This is a genomic window from Streptomyces sp. CBMA123 (assembly GCF_014596465.1).
GTDB lineage: Bacteria > Actinomycetota > Actinomycetes > Streptomycetales > Streptomycetaceae > Kitasatospora.
In genome coordinates, this window is sequence record NZ_MECK01000048.1 from 1 (window position 1) to 22,875 (window position 22,875).

Here is a 22,875-nt window from a genome sequence, read left to right on the forward strand (position 1 = left end):
TCCGACATGACTCTCAGCTCCACACCCACGCCCACCATCAGGCCCGGTAAGGCCCCGGCCCCCACCTCCAGGGGCAACGCCGCCGCCCGCACCGCCCGCCGGGCCTTCCTCGCCCGCCACACCGACGCGGTGTACGGCCTGCTCACCGACGGCCTGACCCGCCGCCCCCGGCTGCCCGCACTCCTCGACGCCGCCGCCGAACGCTTCCCCGGGCTCGTCCCGGACCGCGCCCGGATGGACGCCGAACGGGCCCGCGTCCAGGCGGACAAGGAGGGCCGGGAGATCGACCAGGGCGTCTTCTGCGCCGCCGTGCTGCGCTCCCGCACCGCGGGCCCGCACCTGATCGAGAGCATGCTGGCCCCCACCCCGCGCGCCCTCGACCTGCTCGACGACTTCCGGGTCAAGGGGCGCGTCGACCTCGACTCCGTGGTGGTCGAACGCCGGGACACCGCCGCGCACGTCACCTTCCACAACGCCCACTGCCTGAACGCCGAGGACAACGGGCTGATCGCCGACGTCGAGACCGCCGTCGACCTCGCCCTGCTGGACGACCGGGTCCGGGTCGGGGTGCTGCGCGGCGGCCCGGTGGACCACCCCCGCTACCAGGGCCGGCGGGTGTTCAGCGCGGGCATCAACCTCAAGGACCTGCGCAACGGCGCCATCTCCTTCGTCGACTTCCTGCTCGGCCGGGAGCTGGGCTACCTCCACAAGATGGCGCGCGGGCTGCTCACCGACCCGGCACCCGGCGCGTGGTCCGACCGTACGGTCGCCAAGCCGTGGGTCGGCGCGGTCGACTCCTTCGCCATCGGCGGCGGGATGCAGCTGCTGCTGGTCCTCGACCGGGTGATCGCCGAGACCGACGCCTACTTCAGCCTCCCCGCCGCGGAGGAGGGCATCGTCCCCGGGCTGGGCAACCTCCGGCTCACCCGGCTCACCGGCGGACGCCTCGCCCGCCAGGTGATCCTCGGCGGGCGCCGGATCGAGGCCACCGACCCGGAGGCCCGGCTGCTGTGCGACGAGGTGGTCCCCGCTGAGGGCATGGCGGAGGCCGTCGAGCGCGCCGTACGGGAGCTGGGCGCCCCCGCCGTGGCCGCCAACCGGCGGATGCTCAACCTGGCCGAGGAGCCGCTCGACCTCTACCGGGAGTACCTGGCCGAGTTCGCCGTCGCCCAGGTGGAACGGGCCTACAGCCCGGACGTGCTCGCCAAGGTGGAGCGCCGCTGGCAGCGGTCGCGGTCCCGGGGGTGAGCGGCACCGTGGTGCGACTGACCGCCTCCTCGCTGCACGCCTCGCTCCGGGAGCCCGTGCTCGGGTCGATCGGCTTCCTCAACGAGGTCATGGGCCGCTACCCGGACGCCATCTCCTTCGCCCCCGGCGCCCCCCACCCGGACCTGCTGCGGGACCTGGCCCCCGAACGCTACGTCGACCGCTTCCTGGAGCACCTCGTCCGGGACTGCGGCCACACCCCGGAGCGGGCCCGGCGCCTGCTCTACGAGTACGGGCCCAGCCGCGGCCTGGTCAACGGCATCGTCGCCGCGGCGCTGCGCCGCGACCAGGGCATCGACGCCGCCGAGGCGGCCGTCGTGGTGACGGTCGGCGCCCAGGAGGCCATGTTCCTGGTGCTCCGGGCGCTGTTCGCCGGCCCGGCCGACCTGCTGGCCGTCGCCAACCCCTGCTTCGTCGGCATCACCGGCGCCGCCCGGCTGCTGGGCGTCGACCTCGTCCCGGTCGACGAGACCCCGCTCGGGATCGACCTCGACGCCCTGGAGGCGGAGTGCCGGGCCGCCCGCCGGGCCGGGCGGCGGATCCGGGCCTGCTACGTGGCGCCGGACTTCTCCAACCCGGGCGGCAGCCGGATGTCGCTGCCGGTCCGCCACCGGCTGCTCGAACTCGCGGACCGGGAGGACTTCCTGGTCCTGGAGGACAACGCCTACGGGTTCACCGCGACGCCGGGGACGGAACTGCCGCCGCTGAAGGCGCTCGACCGGAACCGGCGGGTGGTGCACATCGGCACCTTCGCCAAGGTGGCCTTCCCCGGCGCCCGGGTCGGCTACGTGGTCGCCGACCAGCCGGTGGCGGGGGCGGACGGCTCCGAGACCCTGCTGGCGGACGAACTCGCGGCCGTCAAGAGCATGGTCACCGTCAACACCTCCCCGGTCTGCCAGGCGATCATCGGCGGGATGCTGCTCGAACACGGCGGCTCGCTGGTGGAGTTGAGCCGGCGCAAGGCCGCGCTCTACCAGCGCAACCTCACCCACCTCGCCGAGGCGCTGGACCGGCACCTCGCCGGGCCGCTGCCGAGCGGGATCGGCTGGAACCGGCCGGAGGGCGGGTTCTTCCTGCGCATGACGCTGCCCGTGCCGGCCGACACCGCCCTGCTGGAGGTCTCGGCGGCCCAGTACGGCGTGCTGTGGACCCCGATGGCCCCGTTCCACCTCCGCGGCGGAGGCGACCGTCAGCTGCGGCTCTCCTGCAGCTACCTCGATCCCGAGCAGATCGAGACCGGCGTCCGGCGGCTGGCCGAGTTCCTGCGGAAGGAGATCCCATGACCCGCCCCACCGTCCTGCCCCCGATGCTGCCCACCGTGCGCGCCCGCCCGTTCGACCCGCCGGAGGAGCTGGCCGGGGACCGCGCGCACGAGCCGATCCGCCGGCTGCGCTACCCGGACGGCCACATCGGCTGGCTGGTGACCAGCCACGCCCTGGCCCGGAGCGTGCTGGCCGACCCCCGGTTCAGCGCCCGCTCCGAGTTCAAGCGGGCCCCGGTGGCCCGGCCGAGCGCCGACCCGTTCTACGGCCGTACCGCCCTGCCGGGCTGGCTGGTCGACATGGACGCCCCCGAGCACACCAGGATCCGCCAGCGGCTGGCCGGCCGGTTCACCGCCCGCAAGATGAAGGACCTGCGACCGCAGCTGGACCGGGTCGTCGACGAACACCTCTCGGCCATGGCCGAGTCGACGCCGCCCGCCGACCTGGTCGAGCGGTTCGCCCTGCCCGTCCCCTCGCTGGCGATCTGCGAACTCCTCGGGGTGCCGTACGCCGAGCGGGCCGCCTTCCAGCGCAACAGCGCGACCCTGTTCAGCCTGGACGTCTCCGAGGCGCAGGCCGCCCTGGCGATGGACCAGCTGGACTCCTTCCTGCGCGAGCTCACCGAGCACAAGCGCGGCCGCCCGGACGACGGCCTGCTCAGCGCCCTCGTCGCGGACGGCACCCTGAGCACCGAGGAGATCGCCGGCGTCGGCGTGCTGCTGCTCACCGCCGGGCACGAGACCACGGCGAGTTCGCTCAGCCTCGGCGCCTTCGCCCTGCTGTCGCACCCCGAGCAGCTGGCCGCGCTCACCGGGGACCCGTCGCTCGCCGACAACGCGGTGGAGGAGTTGCTCCGCTACCTGACGATCTTCCACTTCGGGGTGCCGCGCACCCCGCTGGAGGACGTCGAGCTGGCCGGACGCTCGCTGCGGGCCGGGGAGTCCGTCACCGTCTCGCTGTCGGCCGCCAACCGGGACCCGGCCCAGTTCGCCGACCCCGACCGGCTGGACCTCACCCGCCGGGCCACCGGCCACCTCGCCTTCGGGTACGGGATCCACCAGTGCCTCGGCCAGAACCTGGCCCGGGTCGAGATGCGGATCGCCTTCCCCGCCCTGTTCCGGCGCCTGCCCGGGCTCGCGCTGGCCGTTCCGCCGGGCGAGGTCCCGCTCTCCACCGACATGGGCTTCTACGGGGTGCACCGGCTCCCGGTCACCTGGTAGCCCCGCAATCCTCAACCCTCAACCCTCAGCCCCCAACCCGCCAGCCGCGAGGAGGAAACGTGCACCTCACCGTCGACCCCGGCGTCTGCGTCGGCTCCGGGCAGTGCGCCCTGGCCACGCCCGAGGTCTTCGACCAGGACGACGCGGACGGCACGGTCGTGCTGCTGGACGCCCGGCCGGCCCCGGCGCTGCACGACGCCGTCCGCGACGCCGTCAGGAACTGTCCCGTCCAGGCCATCTCGGCCACCGACCAGTGAGGGGAACCATGCCCGGCACCACCATCTCGGCCATCGGCCACGCCTGCGGCGAGGCCCGCAAGGTGTCCGAACTGGCCGGGACGACGACCGCGGACATCGCTCCGCTGGTCGCGGAGATCGTCCACTTCCGGGAGAGCCGGCAGGAGATCTGGGAGCTGGCGGTGGAGGCCGCCGAGCAGAGCCTCGCCGCCGGTGCCGGCCCGCCCGGCCTGGTGGTCTACGTCAGCGAGAACGACCCCGACACCACCGGCTCGCTGGCCCGGATCACCGACCGGCTCGGCCTGGCCTCGGTGGAGCACCTGGCGCTGTCCGGGCAGGACTGCGGCAACCTCGTCCCGGCTGTCCGGGTGGCCTCCGACGCGCTGGCCGCGGGCCGCTGCGAACGCATCCTGCTGGTGCTCGCCGACCGGACGGCGGACCGGCACCGGATCATGGCCAGCGGTCTGTCGGTGTTCAGCGACGGCGCGGCCGCCTGCCTGCTCACCACCGGTCCCGAGCCGGCCGGCCCCCGGTTCCGGGTGGCGGCGACCGGCACCCGGACGGCCGTGCGGCCGGCCGCCGTCGACCCGGCCGAGGACGGCATCCTCTCCACCGTCCGGCTCGCCTCGGAGGGCGTCGCCGCACTGCTGGACGGGCTCGGCCGCGGCCGCGAGGACTTCCGGCACGTGGTGCTGCCGAACTACCGCCCGGCGGCGCAGAAGTTCCTGCTGGCGGCGATGCGGATGCCCGCGGACAAGCTGCTGCTCGGCCCGGTCACCGAACTCGGGCACTGCTTCTCGGCCGACCTCCTGATCACCCTGCAACGGCGCGCCGCGGCCGGTGAACTCGCCCCCGGCGAGCTCCTGTTGGCTGCGGTGAGCGGGCCGTACTCCTGGTCCACGATGGCGCTGGAGTACGCCGACGGCCGGTAGTCCGGCGCCCGAACCGGCCTCGAACTCCCCTCCAGGAAAAGGGAGTTCGAGGCCGCTCGGCGTCACGACTCAGAGCGGGTGGCCGGCCGACTCCCGGACCAGCGCCCGGGCGAGGGTGCGCAGGGTGCACGGCGAGTCGAAGTGCCAGCGCCGCAGGCCGGTCAGGCCGCGGCGGCGCAGGCTCTCCACCACCGAGGGCGCCAGGATCGCCCGGCCGCCGGCCGCCGTGTAGGTGAGCGCCAGGGTGGCCGGTTCGAGGCCCTGGGTCTCCCGCAGGGCCGCCAGCAGCTCCCGCTCCGGCTCGGTCTCCGCGCCGAGCACCGGCAGGGCGTGGCCCGGCACCCAGTCGGCGCCCTCGGCGAGGTCCGCCAGGCCGCGCCCGGTGGCCCGGGTCTTGGAGGCGTCGGTGAGCCGGTAGCGGTGCGGGGCGACCAGGTCGACGCTGTCGTGCAGCAGCGACCGGACGTGCTCGTGCACGTCGAACAGACAGGCCGACTCGTCCAGGGCCAGCTGCGCCACGATCTCGTCGGCCTCCACCGTCACCGCGGCGTCGAGCACCCCCGGGACGGCGCCGACCACCCGGGCGACGGCGCCCAGGTCGACCCAGGCCCCCTGCACCAGCAGCGAGTCCGTGGCCAGCCGGTAGCCCTCGGGCAGGATCGCGCGGGCGCCGAGCAGCGGCTCGTCCGGCTGTTCGTCGATCAACCGGATGAACCGGGGCAGCAGTTCACCCATGGTGTGGATGAGCGGCGCGGGGAACATCACGGTGTCGATGTCGAAGTCGACCGAAACCGTGGTGTCGTCGACGTAGACCCACAGGGCGGTGGTCCAGTGGCTGTCGTCCGGGCGCCACTCGTCGGTGCGGGTCACCTCCACCGGCGCCCCGCCGTGCTCCCCGTCCGGGGCGCTCTCCCCGGGCTGCGAGGGCCCCTGGAAGTTGAAGTACAGCCCCCGTACGGTCGCCACCCCGCGCCGCTCCGCGAGGCGCGCCCGGGAGTCCAGCGAACGCATGCCCAGGCGCAGGTCCTCGGCGTAGACCCGCAGCAGGGTGGCGGAGGCGTCGGCCAGGGACTCGGCGAAGGTGCGGTCCTCGGCGAAGTCCAGCACCACCTCGACCGTCCGGGCGAGGTCGTCGATGCTGTCGTCGGTGGGCAGCCGGTGGCCGGCGGCGTTGCCGAACATGATCCGGGGGATCCCGGAGTGGCGCGAGAACAGCCAGCCGAGGGCGTGCATCAGGACCATCGCCCGGGACACCCGGTGCCGCCGGCAGATCCGGTCGATGATCGGCAGCAGGCCGGCGTACCTGGTCGAGGAGATCACGAACCGCGGCCCGTCCGTCTCCCGTTCCGCGGCGGGCACCAGCAGTTGGGGCACCAGGCCGCGCGGGTCGGGGCTGTGGTCCTCCCGCTCGGGCGCGTGGGAGTGCACCTTGTCGGCGGCCACCCGGTCGAGCGGGTGGGTGATCCGCAGCCGCGGTTCCTCCGTGCCCCGGCAGAGCGCCAGGAACTGCTCCCGGAGGTTCTGGGTGCCCGAGCCGTCGATGATGACGTGCTCGAAGATCAGGGCCAGCGCCCGGACTTCGCCGTCCTCCACGAACAGCCGCGCGGACCAGGGCGGCCGCATCAGGATCGAGCCGCCGACCAGCGGGTGCACCCCGGCCAGGTCGCCGAACTCGTCCAGGGTGTCCAGATCGGCGACGGACACCGGCAGCCGCAGGCCCTCCATGCCGTAGACCAGTTGGACCGGCAGGTTGTCCGGGCCCAGCGCGATCGCGGTCCGGAGGCTCTCGTGCCGTTCCACGAGCACCGTCAGGGCCTCGGTCGCCGTGTCGACGGAGATCCCGGGCGGGAGCTCCCACAACTTGGACCAGGCGATGTCGAACGCGCCCTGTTCCCGCCAGTAGATCCTCAGCCACCAGCGGGTCTGCAGCGTGGTGAGGGGGCCGCTTCGCTCCACCAGACTCAACTTCTCCACACCTCCATGAACCGTTCGCGGGGCGCGGCCTCGGTCGGGCCGGCCTCAGGACTCCGGCGTGCCGGTCTCCCGCCGGGCCGCCCGGACGGCGGCGTTGATGTCCTCGTAGTCGTCCTCGTAACTGCCGTTCAGGAGCACGTGGCCCACGCCGGCGCGCAGGTAGTCGGCGAGCCGGGCGCCCACCTCCTCGTAGTCCCCCACCAGGAAGGGGGCGCTGGCCCGGCCGCTGCGGAAGGCCCCCAGCCAGTACGGGTCCGGGGCGGATCCGGGGGGCCGCTCCGGCTCCTCGGCCACCGCGTGCACGGCCATCTGCCGCGACCACGCGTTCTGCGAGACGGTCTTGAGCAGCGTCTCCTGCCGGCCCTGCCAGGACTCCGGGAACCGCTTGCCGGCCGTCGCCCAGGCCTCCTCCGCGACGGGCTTGGCGAGGATGCCGATCCGGATCCCGATCTCGCCGGTGTAGCCGTCGGCCAGCAGCGGCTCCAGGAAGGTCTCCTCCCACTCCGGGAAGCGCGCGGGGTGGGTGACCACCACGTCGGCGATCTCCCGGGCCACACCGAGGCTGGCGGGCGAGGAGCCGGCCACGAACAGCTTGCAGCGGGACAGCACCTCGGGCCTCGGCTCCAGGCTGAACCGCTCGAAGGCGTAGTAGGTGCCCCGGGTGTCGACCTCCTCGCCGTGCAGCAGCGCCCGCAGCACCCGGCCGTACTCGCGCATCCGCTCGTAGCGCTCGTCGTGGGTCAAGTGGTCGCCGGTGCGCCGCAGTTCGTCGTCCCGGGCGCCGGCCACCAGGTTGAAGTGCACCGGGCGGCCGTACAGCGCGGCATACGCCGCCGCCATCGCCGCGGCGGTGTGCGGGGGCACCGAGGACGGCTGGACGGCGATCAGCGGGACGAGTCCGCCGGTGACCGATCCCAGGTAGCCGGCCACCAGCCAGGGGTCCACCTCGTGGAGGTTGTGCGGAACGAGGATGCCGCCCCAGCCCGCGCGCTCGCAGGCCGTGGCGGTCTCCCGTACCCGGGTGAGGAAGTCCTGTGCGAGCACCTGGTGCTCACTCGTCGATTCCGGAGTGACCGAGTAGAGCTGCACGATCGCCGCCTTCGATGCCGTCCGCGGAACCGTTGCCGCGGTTCAGGGTGGTCACCATGGGGTGGGCCGGTGGGTGTGCCGGGCTTCGCGCCCTCGGGCGCTGGTCCTGGGGCGCTGGTCCTCGGGCGCTGGCCCTCGGAGGCTGGTCCTGGGGCGCTGGTCCTCGGGCGCTGGTCCTCGGGCGCTAGCCGATACCGAGGACGCCGGTCGGGTCGTTGCTGCTGCCCTGCGGCCGGAGGTCCTCAGGGTCCACGTAGTCGCGGACGCGGCGGATCAGGGTCGTGCTGTTCTGGCCGAACCGGTGCGGCTCGCGGAGGCTGGTGATCTCCAGCCGGCCGCCCTCCCGGCCCCGGAGGGATTCCAGGTAGCGCAGCACCGCGCGGCCCTCCGGGTAGGTCATCAGGTAGTGGGCGGCGAAGAACCCGCCGGCCGGGTTGATGAGGTCCCAGTACTCGCGGACGAAGGCGAGGGTGTCCCAGGTGTCGATCCAGGCGAAGTCGACCAGGCCGAAGGCGTCCCGGACCTTGTCGGCCGAACCGCGCAGGTCGCCCTCGATGATCCGGCAGACGCCGGACAACTGCAGCTCGTCCATGACCTTGAGCGCCCGGGGGGCGGAGGAGGTCGGGTCCGTCATCCGGTCGATGCAGATGAGCTCGGGCTCATAGGGCTCGTCGTAGTAGGCGGCGTGGGCGAGCGGCTGGACCTCGGCGGCCTCCGGGCTGCCGAGCAGGGCCCGCTCCGCCTCCCAGGACTCCTTGTTGTCCTTGAGGGCCTTGGCCAGGAAGGGGGTGGTGTACCCCATGCCCACTTCCAGGACGCGCTGCGGCCGCAGCGTCCGGATCAGCCAGTAGAGCAGCGGGGCGGTGGAGTCGGTTCCCATCTCGGGGACTTGGAGGGACTTCACGGTCGCGGCGAACGCGTCATCAATCATGAAACACCTACCGTCGGTTGCCCTGTGCGGGGGGAGGGAGTGAGGTGGATTGACCTTCGGACTGTAGCAGTCGACCCAGGCACCCCGAGGGCGGAAACGGCACACATGGTTCACATACGGCTTGATCGAGCCACATCAAGCCGAATTGACATCCCGTCAGGCATTCCGACCACCCCGCCACTCCCGTACCGACGACCGGAGCCATACCGACCAGGCGAGCACCGAGCCCGCCAAGTAGGCTACCAGGAAGGCGAGATACGCGGTGTCACCGTTGGGACTGGAGAGGCGATCCGTACCCCGCTCCGGGTGGTTCGCGCGCTCCGGCCGAACTCCCTTTCCGGTGCCGCTTCCTGGGCCTCGCGCAACCGTCCCTCGACCAGTCCCTGGCCCGACGCGCGGGCACCCGACCGGTCCTGAGCCCGCGGCTGCTCGGCACCGGCTGCCACCACCGGGTCGGCCTGCCCGCCGCGCTCACCTCGCCCCGCCCTCGGCCCCCAGCCGCTACTCGCCGACGCCGCCCGCACCGCACGGCTCCTCGCCACCCGCCTCGGCCGCCCCGCGCCCGTACGCGGTCGTCGCCCTTCTCTCCGTTCTCTCCGTTCTCGCCCCGGCCGTGCGTCCCCCGCCGACGGGCGCACCGTTGAAGGTGCTGGTCGACGGGGAGCCGGTCGGCACCCTCGTGGTGACCATCGAGGTGGTCTTCGACCTCCAGGGGATCGTGGTCGTCGTCCGCCGGGGCAGGATCGTCGCGGTACGGGCAGGTCACTGCACGGCCACGGCGACGCTGGCCGTCGAACAGATCACGGTGGCGAGCCGTCAGGGGCAGTTCGACCTGCCGGGCGGGGTGCGGTGGCGCAGGGGCATGCAGCTGCGGCCCTGCCCGCTGCCCCCGCCCGGCTCACCGGCCGACCGGCCAACCGGCTGACGGCTGACGGCTGACCGGCCAGGAAGGCAGCCGGCCTACTCCACCCGCCGCTCCCGCCGCTCCCGCCCGACCGCGCCGATGAAGCCCAACAGCCGCTCGTTCACCAGCTCCGGCTGCTCCAGGTTCAGCCCGTGCCCGGCCCGGTCCACGATCTCCGCCCGCACGCCCGGGATCAGCCCGGTCACCCGCTCCACCACCTGACGCGGCCGCAGCAGCGCGCTGCGCCGGCCCACCAGCACCAGCACCGGCAGCTCGATCGAGCCCAGCTCCTCGTCCGTGAACGGCCGGGCCGGCGGGCGGCTGGACGGCTTGTAGCTGCGCATGGCGAGCATCAGCGGGGCGATCATCTCGCGCGGCGCGCTGAGCGCCGGGTTCGCCAGCAGCCGCCCGACCGCCGGGCGCAGCGGTCGCGGAGCCAGCATGCCGAACAGCCCGCCGATCATGTGGGCGTAGAACCGCGCGGGCACCTTCTCGATGCCGCCCGGGTCCAGCGGCGCGACGGAGGCCAGCCGCTCCGGCCCGTGGACGGCCTGGTTGAGCGCCAGCCAGCCGCCGTACGAGACCCCGACCAGGTGCACCCGCTCCAGCCCGAGCCCGGCCAGCACCTCCCCCAGCCACGCCGCGTTCTCCGGCGACCCGGCCGCGACGGCGCGCTGCACGCTGCGGCCGGGGTCGTCCAGGGTGTCGATCGCGTACACCGGGTGGTGCTCGCCGAGGGCGGCGATCTGCGGGTACCAGTTGGACGGGTGCCCGGCGTGGCCGTGCAGCAGCACGATCGGCTCACCCTCGGTGGGCCCGTAGTGGTGGACGTGGACGGTGCCGTAGCCGGTCTCGACGTCCAGCTCCCGGCGCGGGCTCGGCCAGAGCCCCATCGCCCGGTCGTACGCATCGAGGAACTTCGTCCGGGCCGCCTCGCTGGCGAAGTGTCCGACGCTGGTCCTGGTCATGATCCCTCCCGGTTTTGATGGTATGGTTGTACCACAAAAACATCCGGAAGGAACCCGATGCCCAAGCTGGTCGATCACGAGGAGCGACGGGCCCACATCATCGACGCCCTGCTCCGCTCGGCGGCGAACAACGGCCTCCACTCCGTCACCATGCGCTCCGTGGCCGCCGAGGCCGGCATCTCCGTCCGGCTGGTCCAGTACTACTTCGACACCAAGGAACAGCTGCTCCTGGCCGCCATGACCCGCCTCGCCACCCGCATGGGCGAACGCGTCCAGCACCGGGTCCGGGCGAGCGGCGCCGGCACCGACCCGCGCCGCATCATCGAGGCCGTACTGCTCGAAGCCGTCCCCACCGACGAGGAGAGCCGGGCCTTCCACCTCATCTACACCGAGTACGCCGTACTCTCCGTCACCGACCCCGCCCTCGCCGGCCGGTCCTTCCTCGCCGCCCCCGACGAGATGGAAGCCTTCCTCACCGCCCACCTCACCGCCGCCGGCGCCGCCGACCCGCGCCAGGAGGCCGTCATCCTGCTGGCCGTCTCCGCCGGCCTCGGCCTCAGCGTCCTCCTCCACCAGCGGACGGCCGAGGACGCCACCGCCGTCCTGCGGTACCACCTGGGCCGCCTCTTCCCCGGCTAGGCACCCGGTACGGTCCGGTACGGTTCCGTCAGCCGCCCGGGACGGGCGGAGCGAGTCATGGGGGGTCGATGCGCGAACACGCGGTCATCCTGAACGAGTTGGCGCAGGGCATCCGTCCACTCGCCGAAGGCGTGGGCTGGTTCGAGGGCCTGGCCCGTACCGAGCAGTCCGAGGTCCTGCGCGACCTGACGGAGTTCTGCCTCTAGGCCCGCGCGACCACCGAGGACGGGCCGGAGAGCATCCGCAGGGCCGGCATCCGGCCCACCCACACCCCGGCCGTGCTGATCACCCGCGGGCGCCTCGGCGAGCAGCTGACGAAGATAGTCGGCCTTCCGCCGGACGAACGGGCCAAGGCCTTCCGGCTGCTGGTCGCACTCCTCGGCGTCGCCGATCAGCGGCGGCGCCATCGCTTCTGCGCCGACGGCTGCGGCCACGCCTGGCACCACCTGGGCGCGTGAGGCCGACGACTCAGCGGTCGGCCTCCAGCAGCGGGGCCCCCGTGGCTTCGGCGGCGGTTTCGGAGCCCGGTGCCGTCGGGCGGGTGCGCTCGGCCCAGGCGGCCACCGGCGGGCCGGCCGCACCCAGGGCGGCGAAGAAGGCGCCGAGGAGCAGCCAGCCCGAGCTTCCGAGGGTGAGCACCACACCGGTGAGGATCACCGGGGCGAGGGCCTGGCCCGCGTCGAAGCCGATGCCGAACAGGCCCTGGTACTGCCCCTGGGCGTGGTCGGGCGCCAGGCCGAAGCCGAGCGCGTAGCCGGCCGAGGACTCCCACATCTCCCCGACGCTGTGGACGCACACCGCGAGGACGGCCAGCACCGGCGCGACCCAGGCGGGCACCTCGGCCGTCAGCGCCATCAGCGGGCAGCTGACCAGGAACAGCAGCCCGGCCAGTCGGAACGCCCGCCCGCCCTGCCGCGGGGTCTCCACCCCGGCGCCGAGCCGGCTCTGCAGCAGCGCGCAGACGCCGCTGTTGGTCGCGTAGACCGCCGCCACCGTCCAGCGCGGGGCGTCGGTGTGGGCGCTCAGCCAGATCGGCAGCAGCAGCGAGACGGTCTGGTACTGCAGCCCGATGGCGCTGTACATCGCCACGAAGGACACGTACGGCCGGTCGGCCAGCACCGACCACCGCCGGTGCTCCGCGGGCCGGGGCAGCGGGCGGTAGTTCGGGACGGCCAGGAACGCGATCAGTCCCGCACCGGCGAAGCTGGCGGCGTTGGCGAGGATCAGCGCGGTGTAGGCGGCGCGGGTGTCCAGCTGGATGGCGACGGCCGCGCCCAGGGTGCCCGCGACCACGCCGAGGTTGACGAACGTACGGAGCCTGGCCCGGAACGCCGCGGGCCGCTCCCCGCCGACCCGAGCGATCAGCGCCCCGCCCGCCGCACCGGCCGCGGTGGCGGCCAGCCGGTCCAGGGTGGCGACGAGGGCGAACGCGAGCCAGCCGTCGATGAGCACGAAGGCCGCCATCGTCACCGCCTGCACGGCCAGCGCCGTCAGCCACACCGTGCGCGGCCCGTACCGGTCGGCCAGGTTCCCCGCCGGTATGCCCGCGGCCAGGCCGCACAGCCCGGCGATCGTCAGCCCGGCCCCGACCTGGGTGGCGGGCAGGTGCACCACCAGCGTGAAGTAGAGGATGGCCGCGGTGTTGAACAGCCCGTTGCCGACCCTGCTGACGAAACTCGCGGCGATCAGTGCCCGCTGCGCACCCGTCCCCGTCCCCCTCCTGATCATGACAAGCAGGCTAACAGAGCCCCCCGCGATCAATCCCGGTGCAACGACCAGCCGTTCTGTGCGACGCTCCCGGCCATGGCTCACACCACCGACGACAAGCGCTACGTCTTCCTCGACCCGGTCAGCTCCGGCGCGGGCCTGGGCTGGATGTTCGTCATCGTGGCGGCCCCGACCGGCGTGATCTACCAGAACCAGGCCGGCGGCCTCACCTGCGCCCAGTACGAGCAGGAGGGCTACCTGATCCCCATCCTCGGCCGCGAGCTGGACGACGAACTGCGGGCGATCTTCGTCCGCGAGCTGAGGAAACAGGGATCGAGCGGCCTCGACTGGCCCGCCGACCTCCTCGACCGCCTACGGGCGGCGGTCGCCTTCTCCGTCTACGCCTCCACCAACCGCGACGACGCCTTCCCCACCCCGCTCGTACTCGACGAGTCCCGCCTCCCCGAGGCCGACGAGGCCTGGGTCCCGGTTCTGACCCCGGACGGCCCCGGCATCCTCGTCTGGGAGAACTCCGACTAGGAGGTCAAATGGTCGAACGCCCCCGCCTTGACACCCCGCAGGAACGCGCGGAGCCCATCGCCCGAGGTCGTGATGACGACCTCGGGCTCGTCACTCTCCCGGATCCTGACACCACCATCGGCGGCTGCGGCGAGATAGACACAGTTGACCGACTCGGAACTGTAACTGGACTTCTGCCAGTGGAGAGCTGACATGGCGCTTCCCCTCAAGAGTCCTTCTCGATACGGGCAATGAGCGTGCATGACCTCGCGGGTACGAGGGTTCACCAACTGCCCATGGCCGTCCAGGGATGTGAACACAGACGGCCCCGCCGCGCGAGAAGCGCAGAGGGGCCCGATGCCACGGGCGGGAGACCTACGTGGCGAATTGGTCGAACTCCCCCGCCTTGACACCCCGCAGGAACGCGCGGAGCCCGTCGGACGAAGTGGCGATGATGACGTCAGGGTCATCGCTCTCACGGATCCTGACGCCACCGCCGGCGACCCCTGCCAGGTAGATACAGTTGGCCGACTCGGAACTGTAGCTGGACTTCTGCCAGTTGAGAGCTGACATCGTGCTTCCCCTCATGAGTCCTTCTTGGACGGGCTATAAGATCACGGAACCTCACAGGGCTTGCGAACTACGCGGCGAGGTGGTCGAACTCCCCCGCCTTGACACCCCGCAGGAACGCGCGGAGCCCGTCGCACGAGGTGACGATGATGACGTCAGGGTCGTCACTCTCACGGATCCTGACGCCACCATCAGCGGCCCCTGAGACGTATATGCAGTTGGCGGCGTCGCCGCTGTATGACGACTTCTGCCAGTTGTGAACGGCCATACTCGATCCTGTCTCAGATGCTCCGGGCGACGCTGCGGATGAGGTCTCGGGAGGCATCGGCCTTGAGCGCGCTCTCCTCCAACCGATCCATGACAGCCCGATATTTGACCAACTGCGGCTCGGTGTCGATGAACTCGGACCTGTCTCCATCGACCTGGACACTGTCCAGTCGTTCGACCTCTGCGCTGAAGTAGACGATCCCGGCGCCGGAGCTGGGGTAGCTGCCGGTACCGAACGGGATCACCTTCAGATCGACGTGGGGCTGCTCACTCGCGGTCAGCAGGTGTTCCAGCTGTTCACGGGCGACGTTCGGACCGCCGAAGCCCACTCGCAGGGCGGCCTCGTGAACGACGGCGGCCAGCGGAATCGGCCGCTCGCCGTAGAGCACTGCCTGCCGCTTGATGCGATGGGAGACGAGGTGTTCCACTTCCGGCGGCGAGAGGGGTGGGACGACGTCGCGAAAGAGCGCGCGAGCGTGTTCCAGGGTCTGAAGAAGCCCAGGGATGTGAATCGCCGAAGCGATCCGCATCGATTGCGCATGATGTTCGAGTTCGGCCAGGTCGAGCGCTCCGGCCGGGAGGATCTCGCGGTACTCCTCCCACCAACCCCGGGTGCGGCCGCCGGTCATGTGGGTCAGCGCCTCGATCAGGGCGTCGTCCGCGCAGCCGTAGAGGCGTGCCAGGGCTCGCACCCGGTCCGCGCTGACGGGGTATCCGCCGGATTCGATGTTGCTGATCCGGGACTGCTGGGTGCCGTGCAACTCCCCGGCCCGCGTGACCGACAGCCCTGCCTGCTCGCGCAGCCGGCGCAGCTCCGCGCCGAGCCGTCGCTGCCGGATGCTCGGCGGAATCTTGCTGGGCGGCATCCGATGTTCCTTTCCCTGCTCGCCCTTCACTCCATGGAGTGGAAGTGCCATGAATCCCTCGATAGCGGTGGACTACATACTACCGACTGGCTACTTTTGATTCTGCGTCAGCTGACACCCCACCGGCCCTTCCGGCGCCAGTGGGGCGGCCAACTCCCCTTCACATAGGAGACTTCCATGACCGCCGCGCCGTCGCCAAACCCCCACATCCCCTTCGACCAGGAGCTGTACGCTCTCGTGCTCGACACCGCACCCCGGCTCTTCGCCGTCGTCCAGGTGTGCGACGAGGGCCACCCGGACGCCGACGGATGGGTCGTGGCCTGGGGGCTCGCCGACCACACCGGGCCGGCGCACGTGATCAGCCTCGACGGCCGGGCCCGTCTCACCCTCGCCTCGCCCGAGCGCGCCCTGCGCCACTACCCCCAGCAGTCGGGGATCACCACCCGCCTCATCTGGCTCACCCAACCCACCACCGCCGCCCAAGCCGCCTGAACCCCGGCCTCCGCACAGGAAGTCGGGCCGTCCGACTTCCTGTACAGCACGCGAGCCAGGAGTCCACCCCGCCCTACGCCCCCGCCTGCTGGTAGAGCGTCACCAGGAGGCCGTGCACCGGCTCACCCTCCGGATCCTCCTCCGCCTCGTCGACCAGTGCGGCCAGCGCCTCGGCGAGCCGGGCCGCCTTGGCGGGGCTGAGCCGGAGGTGGCGCAGGGTCATGAGGTGGTCGACGGGTGAGCGGTCCAACTCCTGGGCGACGGCGCCGAACAGCGCGGCCGTGCCCTCGGCCTGCGGTTCGGCGACGTGGAGTCGCTCGGCGGTCCGCCGGTAGTACTTCTCGGTGCCGCCGCGTACCCGTCGCGTTCCCGCGGCCTGGACGAGTCCCGCCTCGCACAGCACCCTGAGGTGGTGGGAGACGCTGCCCTTGTTCGCTCCCAGCTGTGCGGCGAGCCGGCTGATCGTCGACGGCCGGGTGCTCAGGGCGAAGAGCAGGCGCTGGCGCAGGGGGTGGGCGAGGGCGGTGTGCTGCCGGGGCGTGCTGATCTGCTGGACGCTCTCGTCCGGTTGGTGGCTCACCAGATCAAGCGTTAAGTACGTTTGACGCTTTGGCAAGCCGCTGGTCTACTCCCTCCCATGACCTCCACCACATCGTCACCCGCGCTGGACACCGCCGCCGTCGTCGAGTCGATCGCCGACCTGGTCCACGAGAACTACGTCTTCCCCGATGCCGCCCGGCAACTGGCGGCCCTGCTGCGGCGCCGGAGTGCCGAGGGCTCCTACCGGGCCGAATCCGCTGAGGAGTTGGCGGAAGCGGTCACCGCGGACCTGCGGTCCGTCAACGGCGACCTGCACCTGGCCCTCAAGCACCACGCCGTGCCGGTGCCGCGTGAGCGGGGCGCGGCGGTACTCGCCGCGATGCGGAGGGACTTCGACGCCTCACTGAGCGGGGTTCCGCGCGTGGAACTCCTGGACCGCGGCGTCGCGGTCCTGGAGATCGGGCCCAAGACGTTCCCGCTGGACTGGGCGGCGCAGCCGCTGGCCGCGGCGCTCTCCCTGGTGGCCCCCGCCCGCGCCCTGATCCTGGACCTGCGCCGCAACACCGGTGGCGACCCGGACACGGTCGCCTTCATCTGCGGCTACCTGCTCGACGGCCGCACCCACCTCAACACCATGCTCTCGCAGCAGGGGGAGGTGGCCAAGCAGTCCTGGACGCCCCCGTACGTACCGGGCGCCCGCTTCGGCGCCGGCAAGCCGCTCTACGTGCTGACGAGCGGAAACACCTTCTCCGCGGCCGAGGAACTCGCCTACGACCTGCAGCAGCTCGGGCGCGCCGAGGTCGTCGGGGAGGCCACCCGGGGCGGCGCGCACCCGCGCGACGGCTGGACGGTGCACCCGCACCTGGAGCTCAGCGTGCCCGTCGCCCGCGCGGTCAACCCGGTCTCGGGCACCAACTGGGAGGGCACCGGCGTCCGGCCCGACGTGCCGTGCGACGCCGAGGCGGCGCTCGACCGCGCGCTGTCCCTGGCCGTGGCGCGCCTGACCTGAGCGCGTCAGTCGACGGCACGCCCAGACCGACGGTCCGACGACCGGAACGCAACGCTCTAGCCCGGCCCCGCCCCCACCGGCTGCCGCGCGGCCCCGTGGAACACCTGCCGCGCGTGCCACTCCCGGTGCCGGTCCGCCACCGACGGCGCGCCCGCCTGCGGACCGATCAGCGGACGCCCGGCCAGTGAGAGCACCTGCCGCCGACTGGCCTCACTGCGGCCCACGAAACGCTGGGAGACCAGGATCCGGCGCTCCTCCCCCAAGCCCAGGACGCCCTTGTCGAACAGCTTGTGGTGCAGCGAGCACAGGCACAGCCCGTTGTCGACCTCGTCCGGCCCCTGGTGCGACCACCACCGCACATGCGCCGCCTCCAGCCCGACCACGCTCGCCCCGAGGGCCCCGTCGTAACCGCAGAACGCGCACTGGAACTCGTAGGCGGTCAGTATCAGTTCACGCATCCGCCGGTCCCGCTGCCGCCGCGCGGCGAGCTCCACCCCGGTCTCCGCCCGCTCCAGGTCGAGACCGACCGCCTCGCACAACTCGGCGTGCAGGGACGTCGGGAAGTGCGCGTCCAGCAACACCCGGGCCAACCGCCCCAACAGTGCCGGCTCCTCCCCGAGCGCCTCCCGCAACCCGGACGCCAGCATCCCGGCGGCCCCACTCGCCCGAAGCAGCCCGACCCCGCTGCCCGGGCTCCCCGGCCCCCGATCGGTCCGCACCTCCCACACCCCGTCGCTCACCAGGTGGTGGAACGGGTACGCGGGAGTCGTCGCATGCGACGGCCCGTACTCGACGAGCAGCCGCTTCAGCTCCTCCTCGACCACGCTGTAGCGCAACTCCCCACCCGCGTCCCGCTGGTAGCAGCCCAGGGCATAGAGCAACAACAACGGCTTGTGCGGCGCCCGCACCCCGTTGCCCGTCCAACGCCTCAGCCCCGCCACCCGATCGAGCCAATCCATGCGAGCCACCCTATTTCCCGGCGCACACGGTGGAGCATCACGCAGGACTCCCCCACCAGCCGGGCACCACCACCCACCTCATCCGGCTCCCCCAGCCCACCACCACCGCCCAAGCCACCTGGCCCGACCGTCGCGCAGGAAGTCGGCCCATCCGACTTCCTGCGCAGAAGCCCAGCCACTCGTCATCCCGTTCCGCTGCGCCCACTCCCGTCCGCTCGTTAGTGTGAAAACCAGGGCTATACGGGAGGGCATGGGGTGGGTGGCTATATCTCGGAGCCGGAGCGGCTCCCCGTGGCAGCAGGCAAGCTGGAGGAGGGAGCGGACAAGCTCTCGCAGGCGAACACGGGCTTCGGCGAATCGGCGGCGGCCGCGACCCGCCACAGCGAATGGACCATCGGCTCATCCCTTGACCCGTGCACCAGCCACTGGTCCGCGGAAACCGGCAAGATCACCGACGCGATGAGGAAACTCGCCGAGGGCCTCCGGACGACCGCCACCAACTATCACGGGCAGGAAGCCGCCGTCGCGGAGCAACTGCAGCGCGCCGTCGACCTGCTGGAGGGCAAGAACTGATGCCGTCCGTCTACGCCGAGGATCCCGACGGCCGCCGAAAGGTCGCCGAACCCGTTCATGAGCGACGCTTCGCCCAGCCGGTCACCCTGCAACAGATTCGATCCTGCGACCCCGAGGCGTTTCACCGGGCGGCCGAGGAGTGGGACAAGGTCGGGACGGCGCTAGGCTCCGCCCGGTTCATCGCCGTCGATGTCCTCTCCACCCTCCAGGAGGGCTGGAGCGGCGACGCCGCGAATCTCGGACGCCGGGCACTCGCCGACCTGACCGATGAAATGTCCATCGCCGAGCAGGAGATGGAGGCCGCACGGCTGACCCTGACGAATGCCGCCACCGGCCTGGCCCTCGCCCGTCGCTGGGTGGCCGAAGCAGACGATCTCGCCCGCGCCAACGACCTCACAATCAAGGACGACGGCGACATCGGCTACCCGGCATGGCTGAGCAGGAGCAACGACCCGGAGAGCGAGGGCGAGTCCCGACGCCTGGCCACGGTCGCCGGAGACATCCGTAATCTGTTGACGGCCGCCCTCAAGTACGCGTCCGATGTCAGCAACACGGCCGGGCACGAGCTGGATCGCATCGACGCCGCGGTGAAGTACCGCCACCTCGACGACTGGACGAAGCGGGTGGTGGGCGAGGATCTGGCCGGCGCGCGCGACCTGACGAAGGTCTTCGGCGGCGAGGGCGGAGTGCTGCTGCCGCCCGACCCGTACGACCGGGGCGCGGGCGACTACGACACGGAGACGCCGACCGACCAGGACCGCAAGCTGGCGGCCACCCTGGGGGCCGGGGTCGCCGGCATGCCGTTCGCAACCGGGGGCACCAATGCCAGCGCCAACATGGCTCACTACCTCTCCGGCACGGGTGAGCCGCTGAACCTGAACGTCGAGGACATGCTGAAGGACATCCCCGACTTCCAGCAGAGCGTGAGCACCACCCTGGACGGCAACCTCCCGGGCTGGCAGGCCGAGGCCCTGGCGGAGTACCGGCGCACCGGCAAACCGGTCGCGCTGGTCCAGCAGACCGGTTGGCAACCCATGTCCGCGACTCCGGACAGCAGCAAGGACTGGTTCTACGCGGTCGGCTCCTTCCATTACAACACCGAGGCGAAGATCGAGGTCAGGCCGACATCACCCGGAGCTCCACCGGAGGTGACCGTCACCTACCGGACGAATGTTCGCGACCGGTACAACTGGGACAACGGGAAGAGCACCGATGTACCAGGGGTGGGACAGGTGACCGACCGCGACATCCAACGCCTCCACCGCACCGGTCTGGCCCGGGAGTTCGACATGGGAGGCGCCAGCAAGGCCAGGACCAGGAAGCTCTGACGTGACGCCCGGACATTCCGGTGTCGGGCCGTGGAGACGTCGGTTCCTCGGTGCGTTCCTCGCGGCCTGTGTCCTGATCACCGTGGGGTGCGTCTGGTGGGGCGTGGCCGCGTTCCAGCGGTTCGGCCGTCCGCCGGAGACCGATGTCGACCGTGCGGAGCGGGTGGCGGGCCTGCACTTCGAGCAGCATCCGCAGAAGGGGCGGTACTACATCCCTGCGGCCGCCGTGCTGTCCCGTGCGGCCGACGGGGTGCCGGTCGCCTACCTGCACTACTCGCTCGGTGGCGGGGACGACGCCGGCATCGGCGACTTCCTCCGCACCTACGACCTGCCGCTGCCCGGCACCTCCACCCCACTGCCGGCGGACCTGCGGGCCGCCCTGCCCGGTGACGAGCCGGCAGCGGGCCTGCTGTTGCCGGACGGGCGGGCGGGGCGGCAGATCTTCGTGGTGGAGCGGTCCTCCGGGCGCGGGGGCGCGGCCGAGGTGTACGTGCGGGCCACCGGCCCGTAAGCCGAGGCCCTACACGGCGGCCGGGGATTCCCCCGGCGGGCAAGGGCCCGCCGCGCCGGGCAGCGCGGCGGGCCCTCGGAGGCTACCGCCGGCCGGCGCCAGCCCGCTCCCGGGCGTCGGTGTCCTCGCCCTGGTCGTCGGAGTCCCCCCAGCCGTCGCTGCGGTCCCGGTACAGCGTGAACCGGTCGTACAGCACCGGTGTCGGCAGCGGGTTGGCGGCCGTGGCGGGCACCGAGTGGTAGTAGGAGACGGTGATGGTGGTGCGGCCGCCGGGCAGTTGCCCCGGGTCGACGTCGAACACGGCGACGCCGTACGGGTACTTGGTGTCCGGGTCGGTGACGGCGGACCAGTGGGCCTTCTCCTTGGCGTCCGGGTCGGCCTTGAAGGTGAGGCGCTGGGTGCGGACGGCGGCCTCGCGGACGCCGTCCTGGTCGGCCGGCAGGTAGACGTCGTCGTGGCCGGCCGTGCCGCCGCCGCCGAGGATCAGGTGGACGGTCCCCTGGGAGGTGTCGATCTGCCGCAGGTCGTCGTCGACGACGGCGGGGGTGAGCAGTCCACCGGGCTCGGTGCCGCGGACGGGGTGGGTGCGCTCGTAGTCGTGGTCGTGGCCGGCCAGTACGAGGTCGACCGAGTAGCGGTCGAGCAGCGGGAGCAGCTTCTCGCGGATGCCCATGTCGCCGCCGTGGCTGGCGGCGGAGCTGGACATCGCGAACTGGTGCAGGTTGACCACGATCCAGTCGACCGCACTGCCGCCCCGGGCCCGGGACAGCAGCCGTTCCAGCCAACGGAGTTGGGCGCCTTCGCTGTAGTCGCTGATGTAGATGGACTGCCCGGTGGCCGGGTCGAGGCTGGCATCGTCCTCGACCGCGATCTCGTTGCCGTCGAGGCTGACGAACAGCACCGAACCGACCTGGAAGCCGTACCAGTTGCCGCAGTGGTCGCGGGTGCCGTTGTCGGGCAGTTCGAAGCGGGTCAGGTAGGACGCGTACCCGAGGTCGCCGCCGCCGGCCTCGACCTCGTGGTTGCCGGGGGCGGGCATCCAGGGCCGGTTGGCGGCGGACTTGGCCATGTTGTTCATGAACGCGTTCCAGGCCTGCGGCTGGAGTTGCGGGTTGTTGTTGGCGTACGCGAGGTCGCCGTTGAGCAGGTGGAACAGCGGGGTGAACTGCTCGACCTGGCGGACGGCGGCGGCACCGTGGATGGACGACTTCTGGAACACGTTGTCGCCGGTGCCGAGGTCGCCGAAGCTGGTGAACCGGAAGGCGGCGCGGCCGCGGGCGGGCGCGGTGCGGAAGGTGCCGCGGACGGGCTGGGCGCCGTCGTGGAGCACCTCGTAGACGTAGGTGGTGTCGGGGCGCAGTCCGTCCAGCCGGGCGTGGTGGGTGAAGGTCTCGACCTGGTTGAGCCCGTCGACGTAGCTGCGGCTGTCGGCGTCGACGCTGTGGCCGGCGCCGCCGCGCGGGGTGCCGATGCGGACCCGGGGGCGGCTGACGGAGGCGGCCGTCGCCCAGGACACGGTCATCTGCCGGGAGGGCTCGTTGCCCCACTGGAGGTGGATCTGTTCCGGTCCGGGGGTGCCGGCGACGGCCGGCTGGGTCCACAGCAGGGTGGAGGCGGGCAGCGCGGCGAGCGCGCCGACCGCCGTACCCGTCCGAAGGACCGTTCTGCGCGAAGGGTGTACCACTGCCGCCTCCTGGGGCTCCGAGAATCGCCCAGGAGGCTCCCAGCCGGAGCCCACGGTCACACCAAGACGCACCGTGCGGACGGCGAACGGGAGTTGAACGATGGTCCACACCGGTGAATCCGCCGCCCGGCCCGGCCCGGCAGGCCGACAAGCGAGCAGCCGACAGGCGAGCAGGCCGGCAGGCGACCAGGCCAGCGGGCCAACAGGCCAACAGGCCGGTGCCGGTCAGCGGCCCGCGGCCACCCCCGGCAGACCGGTGGCCACCCCGTCCAGCACGTGCGAGCAGACGCAGTCCCGCTCGGCGGGCAGGGCCTCCAGGGCCTTGAACAGCACCGTGCGCAGCCGGTCGACGTTGCCGGAGAAGACCTCCAGTACCTCGGTGTGGGTGACGCCGTCGCCGGTCTCGATGCCGGCGTCGTGGTCGGTGAC

25 protein-coding genes and 2 pseudogenes are annotated in these 22,875 nt (G+C 72.2%); 14 read left to right on the forward strand and 13 right to left on the reverse strand.

Annotated features, from left to right (window positions below):
* The 5 genes from dpgC to BG452_RS08340 all read left to right on the forward strand — a co-directional run.
* On the forward strand, positions 1–1,248 hold a 1,248-nt coding region (gene dpgC / locus BG452_RS08320), incomplete at its 5' end, for a (3,5-dihydroxyphenyl)acetyl-CoA 1,2-dioxygenase DpgC (RefSeq protein WP_317620948.1).
* Entirely contained in the window at positions 1,245–2,549 is a 1,305-nt protein-coding gene (locus BG452_RS08325) for a PLP-dependent aminotransferase family protein (RefSeq protein WP_411292902.1), read from the forward strand. The genes dpgC and BG452_RS08325, both read left to right, overlap by 4 nt.
* On the forward strand, positions 2,546–3,748 hold the full coding sequence (locus tag BG452_RS08330; protein WP_188303552.1) for a cytochrome P450: 1,203 nt from the start codon (positions 2,546–2,548) through the stop codon (positions 3,746–3,748). Before BG452_RS08325 ends, BG452_RS08330 begins: the two co-directional genes overlap by 4 nt.
* A gap of 59 nt (positions 3,749–3,807) precedes the next feature.
* Positions 3,808–4,005: a ferredoxin gene (locus tag BG452_RS08335; protein WP_188303553.1), complete on the forward strand. Its 198-nt coding sequence runs from the start codon at positions 3,808–3,810 to the stop codon at positions 4,003–4,005.
* An 8-nt stretch (positions 4,006–4,013) separates the two neighbouring features.
* On the forward strand, positions 4,014–4,916 hold the full coding sequence (locus BG452_RS08340; protein ID WP_188303554.1) for a hypothetical protein: 903 nt from the start codon (positions 4,014–4,016) through the stop codon (positions 4,914–4,916).
* A 69-nt stretch (positions 4,917–4,985) separates the two neighbouring features.
* Here BG452_RS08340 and BG452_RS08345 read toward each other — a convergent pair whose 3' ends face one another.
* The 3 genes from BG452_RS08345 to BG452_RS46950 form a co-directional block, all read right to left on the reverse strand.
* Positions 4,986–6,890 carry a condensation domain-containing protein gene (locus tag BG452_RS08345; protein WP_188303555.1) on the reverse strand — a complete coding sequence of 635 codons (1,905 nt, stop codon included), beginning with the start codon at positions 6,888–6,890 and terminating at the stop codon, positions 4,986–4,988.
* 45 nt (positions 6,891–6,935) lie between these two features.
* Positions 6,936–7,979 carry an LLM class flavin-dependent oxidoreductase gene (locus BG452_RS08350; protein WP_188303556.1) on the reverse strand — a complete coding sequence of 348 codons (1,044 nt, stop codon included), beginning with the start codon at positions 7,977–7,979 and terminating at the stop codon, positions 6,936–6,938.
* Between the two features lie 184 nt (positions 7,980–8,163).
* A complete protein-coding gene (locus BG452_RS46950) occupies positions 8,164–8,910 on the reverse strand; it encodes a class I SAM-dependent methyltransferase (RefSeq protein ID WP_188303557.1) in 747 nt (248 codons plus the stop codon).
* Between the two features lie 640 nt (positions 8,911–9,550).
* Between BG452_RS46950 and BG452_RS08360 the strand changes: the two genes are divergently transcribed.
* On the forward strand, positions 9,551–9,835 hold the full coding sequence (locus tag BG452_RS08360; protein ID WP_188303558.1) for a hypothetical protein: 285 nt from the start codon (positions 9,551–9,553) through the stop codon (positions 9,833–9,835).
* Between the two features lie 35 nt (positions 9,836–9,870).
* Here the strand turns inward: BG452_RS08360 and BG452_RS08365 are convergent, their stop codons facing one another.
* A complete protein-coding gene (locus BG452_RS08365) occupies positions 9,871–10,782 on the reverse strand; it encodes an alpha/beta fold hydrolase (protein ID WP_223241929.1) in 912 nt (303 codons plus the stop codon).
* Positions 10,783–10,839: 57 nt separating this feature from the next.
* On the opposite strand from BG452_RS08365, the gene BG452_RS08370 reads away from it, so the two are divergent.
* Together BG452_RS08370 and BG452_RS08375 are read left to right on the forward strand one after the other, a co-directional pair.
* The gene (locus tag BG452_RS08370) at positions 10,840–11,421 is read left to right on the forward strand and encodes a TetR/AcrR family transcriptional regulator (RefSeq protein ID WP_188303559.1); all 582 of its coding nucleotides are present in this window, start codon (positions 10,840–10,842) and stop codon (positions 11,419–11,421) included.
* A gap of 68 nt (positions 11,422–11,489) precedes the next feature.
* Positions 11,490–11,879 (forward strand): annotated as a pseudogene (locus BG452_RS08375) (DUF5958 family protein).
* 10 nt (positions 11,880–11,889) lie between these two features.
* Here the strand turns inward: BG452_RS08375 and BG452_RS08380 are convergent.
* Complete coding sequence (locus tag BG452_RS08380; RefSeq protein ID WP_188303560.1) at positions 11,890–13,149, reverse strand: MFS transporter; 1,260 nt, start codon at positions 13,147–13,149, stop codon at positions 11,890–11,892.
* A gap of 75 nt (positions 13,150–13,224) precedes the next feature.
* Between BG452_RS08380 and BG452_RS08385 the strand changes: the two genes are divergently transcribed.
* Positions 13,225–13,668, forward strand: coding sequence for a DUF6210 family protein (locus BG452_RS08385; RefSeq protein WP_188303561.1), 444 nt, complete (start codon positions 13,225–13,227; stop codon positions 13,666–13,668).
* On the opposite strand, the gene BG452_RS47600 is transcribed toward BG452_RS08385, so the two are convergent.
* From BG452_RS47600 to BG452_RS08405, 4 genes are read right to left on the reverse strand one after another with little or no spacing between them, the layout of a single operon-like run.
* A complete protein-coding gene (locus tag BG452_RS47600) occupies positions 13,665–14,117 on the reverse strand; it encodes a DUF397 domain-containing protein (RefSeq protein ID WP_317620949.1) in 453 nt (150 codons plus the stop codon). The two genes, BG452_RS08385 and BG452_RS47600, sit on opposite strands and share 4 nt — an antisense overlap.
* Positions 14,023–14,235 (reverse strand): DUF397 domain-containing protein, encoded by a 213-nt coding sequence (locus BG452_RS08395; protein WP_317620950.1) that lies wholly within the window; start codon positions 14,233–14,235, stop codon positions 14,023–14,025. The genes BG452_RS47600 and BG452_RS08395 overlap by 95 nt, the downstream gene beginning before the upstream one ends.
* Before the next feature lie 52 nt (positions 14,236–14,287).
* Positions 14,288–14,485, reverse strand: a complete 198-nt coding sequence (locus tag BG452_RS08400) for a DUF397 domain-containing protein (RefSeq protein WP_188303564.1) — start codon at positions 14,483–14,485, stop codon at positions 14,288–14,290.
* Positions 14,486–14,498: 13 nt separating this feature from the next.
* Positions 14,499–15,350, reverse strand: a complete 852-nt coding sequence (locus BG452_RS08405) for a helix-turn-helix domain-containing protein (protein WP_188303565.1) — start codon at positions 15,348–15,350, stop codon at positions 14,499–14,501.
* 177 nt (positions 15,351–15,527) lie between these two features.
* On the opposite strand from BG452_RS08405, the gene BG452_RS08410 reads away from it, so the two are divergent.
* Positions 15,528–15,842: a hypothetical protein gene (locus tag BG452_RS08410; protein WP_188303566.1), complete on the forward strand. Its 315-nt coding sequence runs from the start codon at positions 15,528–15,530 to the stop codon at positions 15,840–15,842.
* A 73-nt stretch (positions 15,843–15,915) separates the two neighbouring features.
* Here the strand turns inward: BG452_RS08410 and BG452_RS08415 are convergent, their stop codons facing one another.
* Positions 15,916–16,422 (reverse strand): ArsR/SmtB family transcription factor, encoded by a 507-nt coding sequence (locus BG452_RS08415; protein ID WP_188303567.1) that lies wholly within the window; start codon positions 16,420–16,422, stop codon positions 15,916–15,918.
* 57 nt (positions 16,423–16,479) lie between these two features.
* On the opposite strand from BG452_RS08415, the gene BG452_RS08420 reads away from it, so the two are divergent.
* Positions 16,480–17,391 (forward strand): S41 family peptidase, encoded by a 912-nt coding sequence (locus BG452_RS08420; RefSeq protein WP_188303568.1) that lies wholly within the window; start codon positions 16,480–16,482, stop codon positions 17,389–17,391.
* 56 nt (positions 17,392–17,447) lie between these two features.
* Here the strand turns inward: BG452_RS08420 and BG452_RS08425 are convergent, their stop codons facing one another.
* Positions 17,448–18,350 carry a phosphorothioated DNA-binding restriction endonuclease gene (locus BG452_RS08425; protein ID WP_188303569.1) on the reverse strand — a complete coding sequence of 301 codons (903 nt, stop codon included), beginning with the start codon at positions 18,348–18,350 and terminating at the stop codon, positions 17,448–17,450.
* Positions 18,351–18,605: 255 nt separating this feature from the next.
* On the opposite strand from BG452_RS08425, the gene BG452_RS08430 reads away from it, so the two are divergent.
* From BG452_RS08430 to BG452_RS08440, 3 genes are all read left to right on the forward strand, one after another.
* A complete protein-coding gene (locus BG452_RS08430; RefSeq protein ID WP_317620951.1) occupies positions 18,606–18,923 on the forward strand; it encodes a type VII secretion target in 318 nt (105 codons plus the stop codon).
* On the forward strand, positions 18,923–20,251 hold the full coding sequence (locus tag BG452_RS08435) for a hypothetical protein (protein WP_188303571.1): 1,329 nt from the start codon (positions 18,923–18,925) through the stop codon (positions 20,249–20,251). Before BG452_RS08430 ends, BG452_RS08435 begins: the two co-directional genes overlap by 1 nt.
* Positions 20,252–20,333: 82 nt before the next feature.
* Positions 20,334–20,762 carry a hypothetical protein gene (locus tag BG452_RS08440; RefSeq protein WP_188303572.1) on the forward strand — a complete coding sequence of 143 codons (429 nt, stop codon included), beginning with the start codon at positions 20,334–20,336 and terminating at the stop codon, positions 20,760–20,762.
* Positions 20,763–20,844: 82 nt separating this feature from the next.
* Here the strand turns inward: BG452_RS08440 and BG452_RS08445 are convergent, their stop codons facing one another.
* A complete protein-coding gene (locus tag BG452_RS08445) occupies positions 20,845–22,446 on the reverse strand; it encodes a metallophosphoesterase family protein (RefSeq protein WP_317620952.1) in 1,602 nt (533 codons plus the stop codon).
* 225 nt (positions 22,447–22,671) lie between these two features.
* Positions 22,672–22,875: pseudogene (locus BG452_RS08450) on the reverse strand (5'-methylthioadenosine phosphorylase); the annotation flags it as partial.

Coding starts and splice junctions, on each gene's coding strand:
- BG452_RS08425 (WP_188303569.1), bottom strand. CDS start 18,350: ATGGATTGGCTCGATCGGGTGGCGGGGCTGAGGCGTTGGACGGGCAAC.
- BG452_RS08385 (WP_188303561.1), top strand. CDS start 13,225: ATGGCTCACACCACCGACGACAAGCGCTACGTCTTCCTCGACCCGGTC.
- BG452_RS08380 (WP_188303560.1), bottom strand. CDS start 13,149: ATGATCAGGAGGGGGACGGGGACGGGTGCGCAGCGGGCACTGATCGCC.
- BG452_RS08340 (WP_188303554.1), top strand. CDS start 4,014: ATGCCCGGCACCACCATCTCGGCCATCGGCCACGCCTGCGGCGAGGCC.
- BG452_RS46950 (WP_188303557.1), bottom strand. CDS start 8,910: ATGATTGATGACGCGTTCGCCGCGACCGTGAAGTCCCTCCAAGTCCCC.
- BG452_RS08395 (WP_317620950.1), bottom strand. CDS start 14,235: ATGAGGGGAAGCACGATGTCAGCTCTCAACTGGCAGAAGTCCAGCTAC.
- BG452_RS08370 (WP_188303559.1), top strand. CDS start 10,840: ATGCCCAAGCTGGTCGATCACGAGGAGCGACGGGCCCACATCATCGAC.
- BG452_RS08420 (WP_188303568.1), top strand. CDS start 16,480: ATGACCTCCACCACATCGTCACCCGCGCTGGACACCGCCGCCGTCGTC.
- BG452_RS47600 (WP_317620949.1), bottom strand. CDS start 14,117: ATGACCCTGACGTCATCATCGCCACTTCGTCCGACGGGCTCCGCGCGT.
- BG452_RS08330 (WP_188303552.1), top strand. CDS start 2,546: ATGACCCGCCCCACCGTCCTGCCCCCGATGCTGCCCACCGTGCGCGCC.
- BG452_RS08405 (WP_188303565.1), bottom strand. CDS start 15,350: ATGCCGCCCAGCAAGATTCCGCCGAGCATCCGGCAGCGACGGCTCGGC.
- BG452_RS08410 (WP_188303566.1), top strand. CDS start 15,528: ATGACCGCCGCGCCGTCGCCAAACCCCCACATCCCCTTCGACCAGGAG.
- BG452_RS08365 (WP_223241929.1), bottom strand. CDS start 10,782: ATGACCAGGACCAGCGTCGGACACTTCGCCAGCGAGGCGGCCCGGACG.
- BG452_RS08435 (WP_188303571.1), top strand. CDS start 18,923: ATGCCGTCCGTCTACGCCGAGGATCCCGACGGCCGCCGAAAGGTCGCC.
- BG452_RS08400 (WP_188303564.1), bottom strand. CDS start 14,485: ATGGCCGTTCACAACTGGCAGAAGTCGTCATACAGCGGCGACGCCGCC.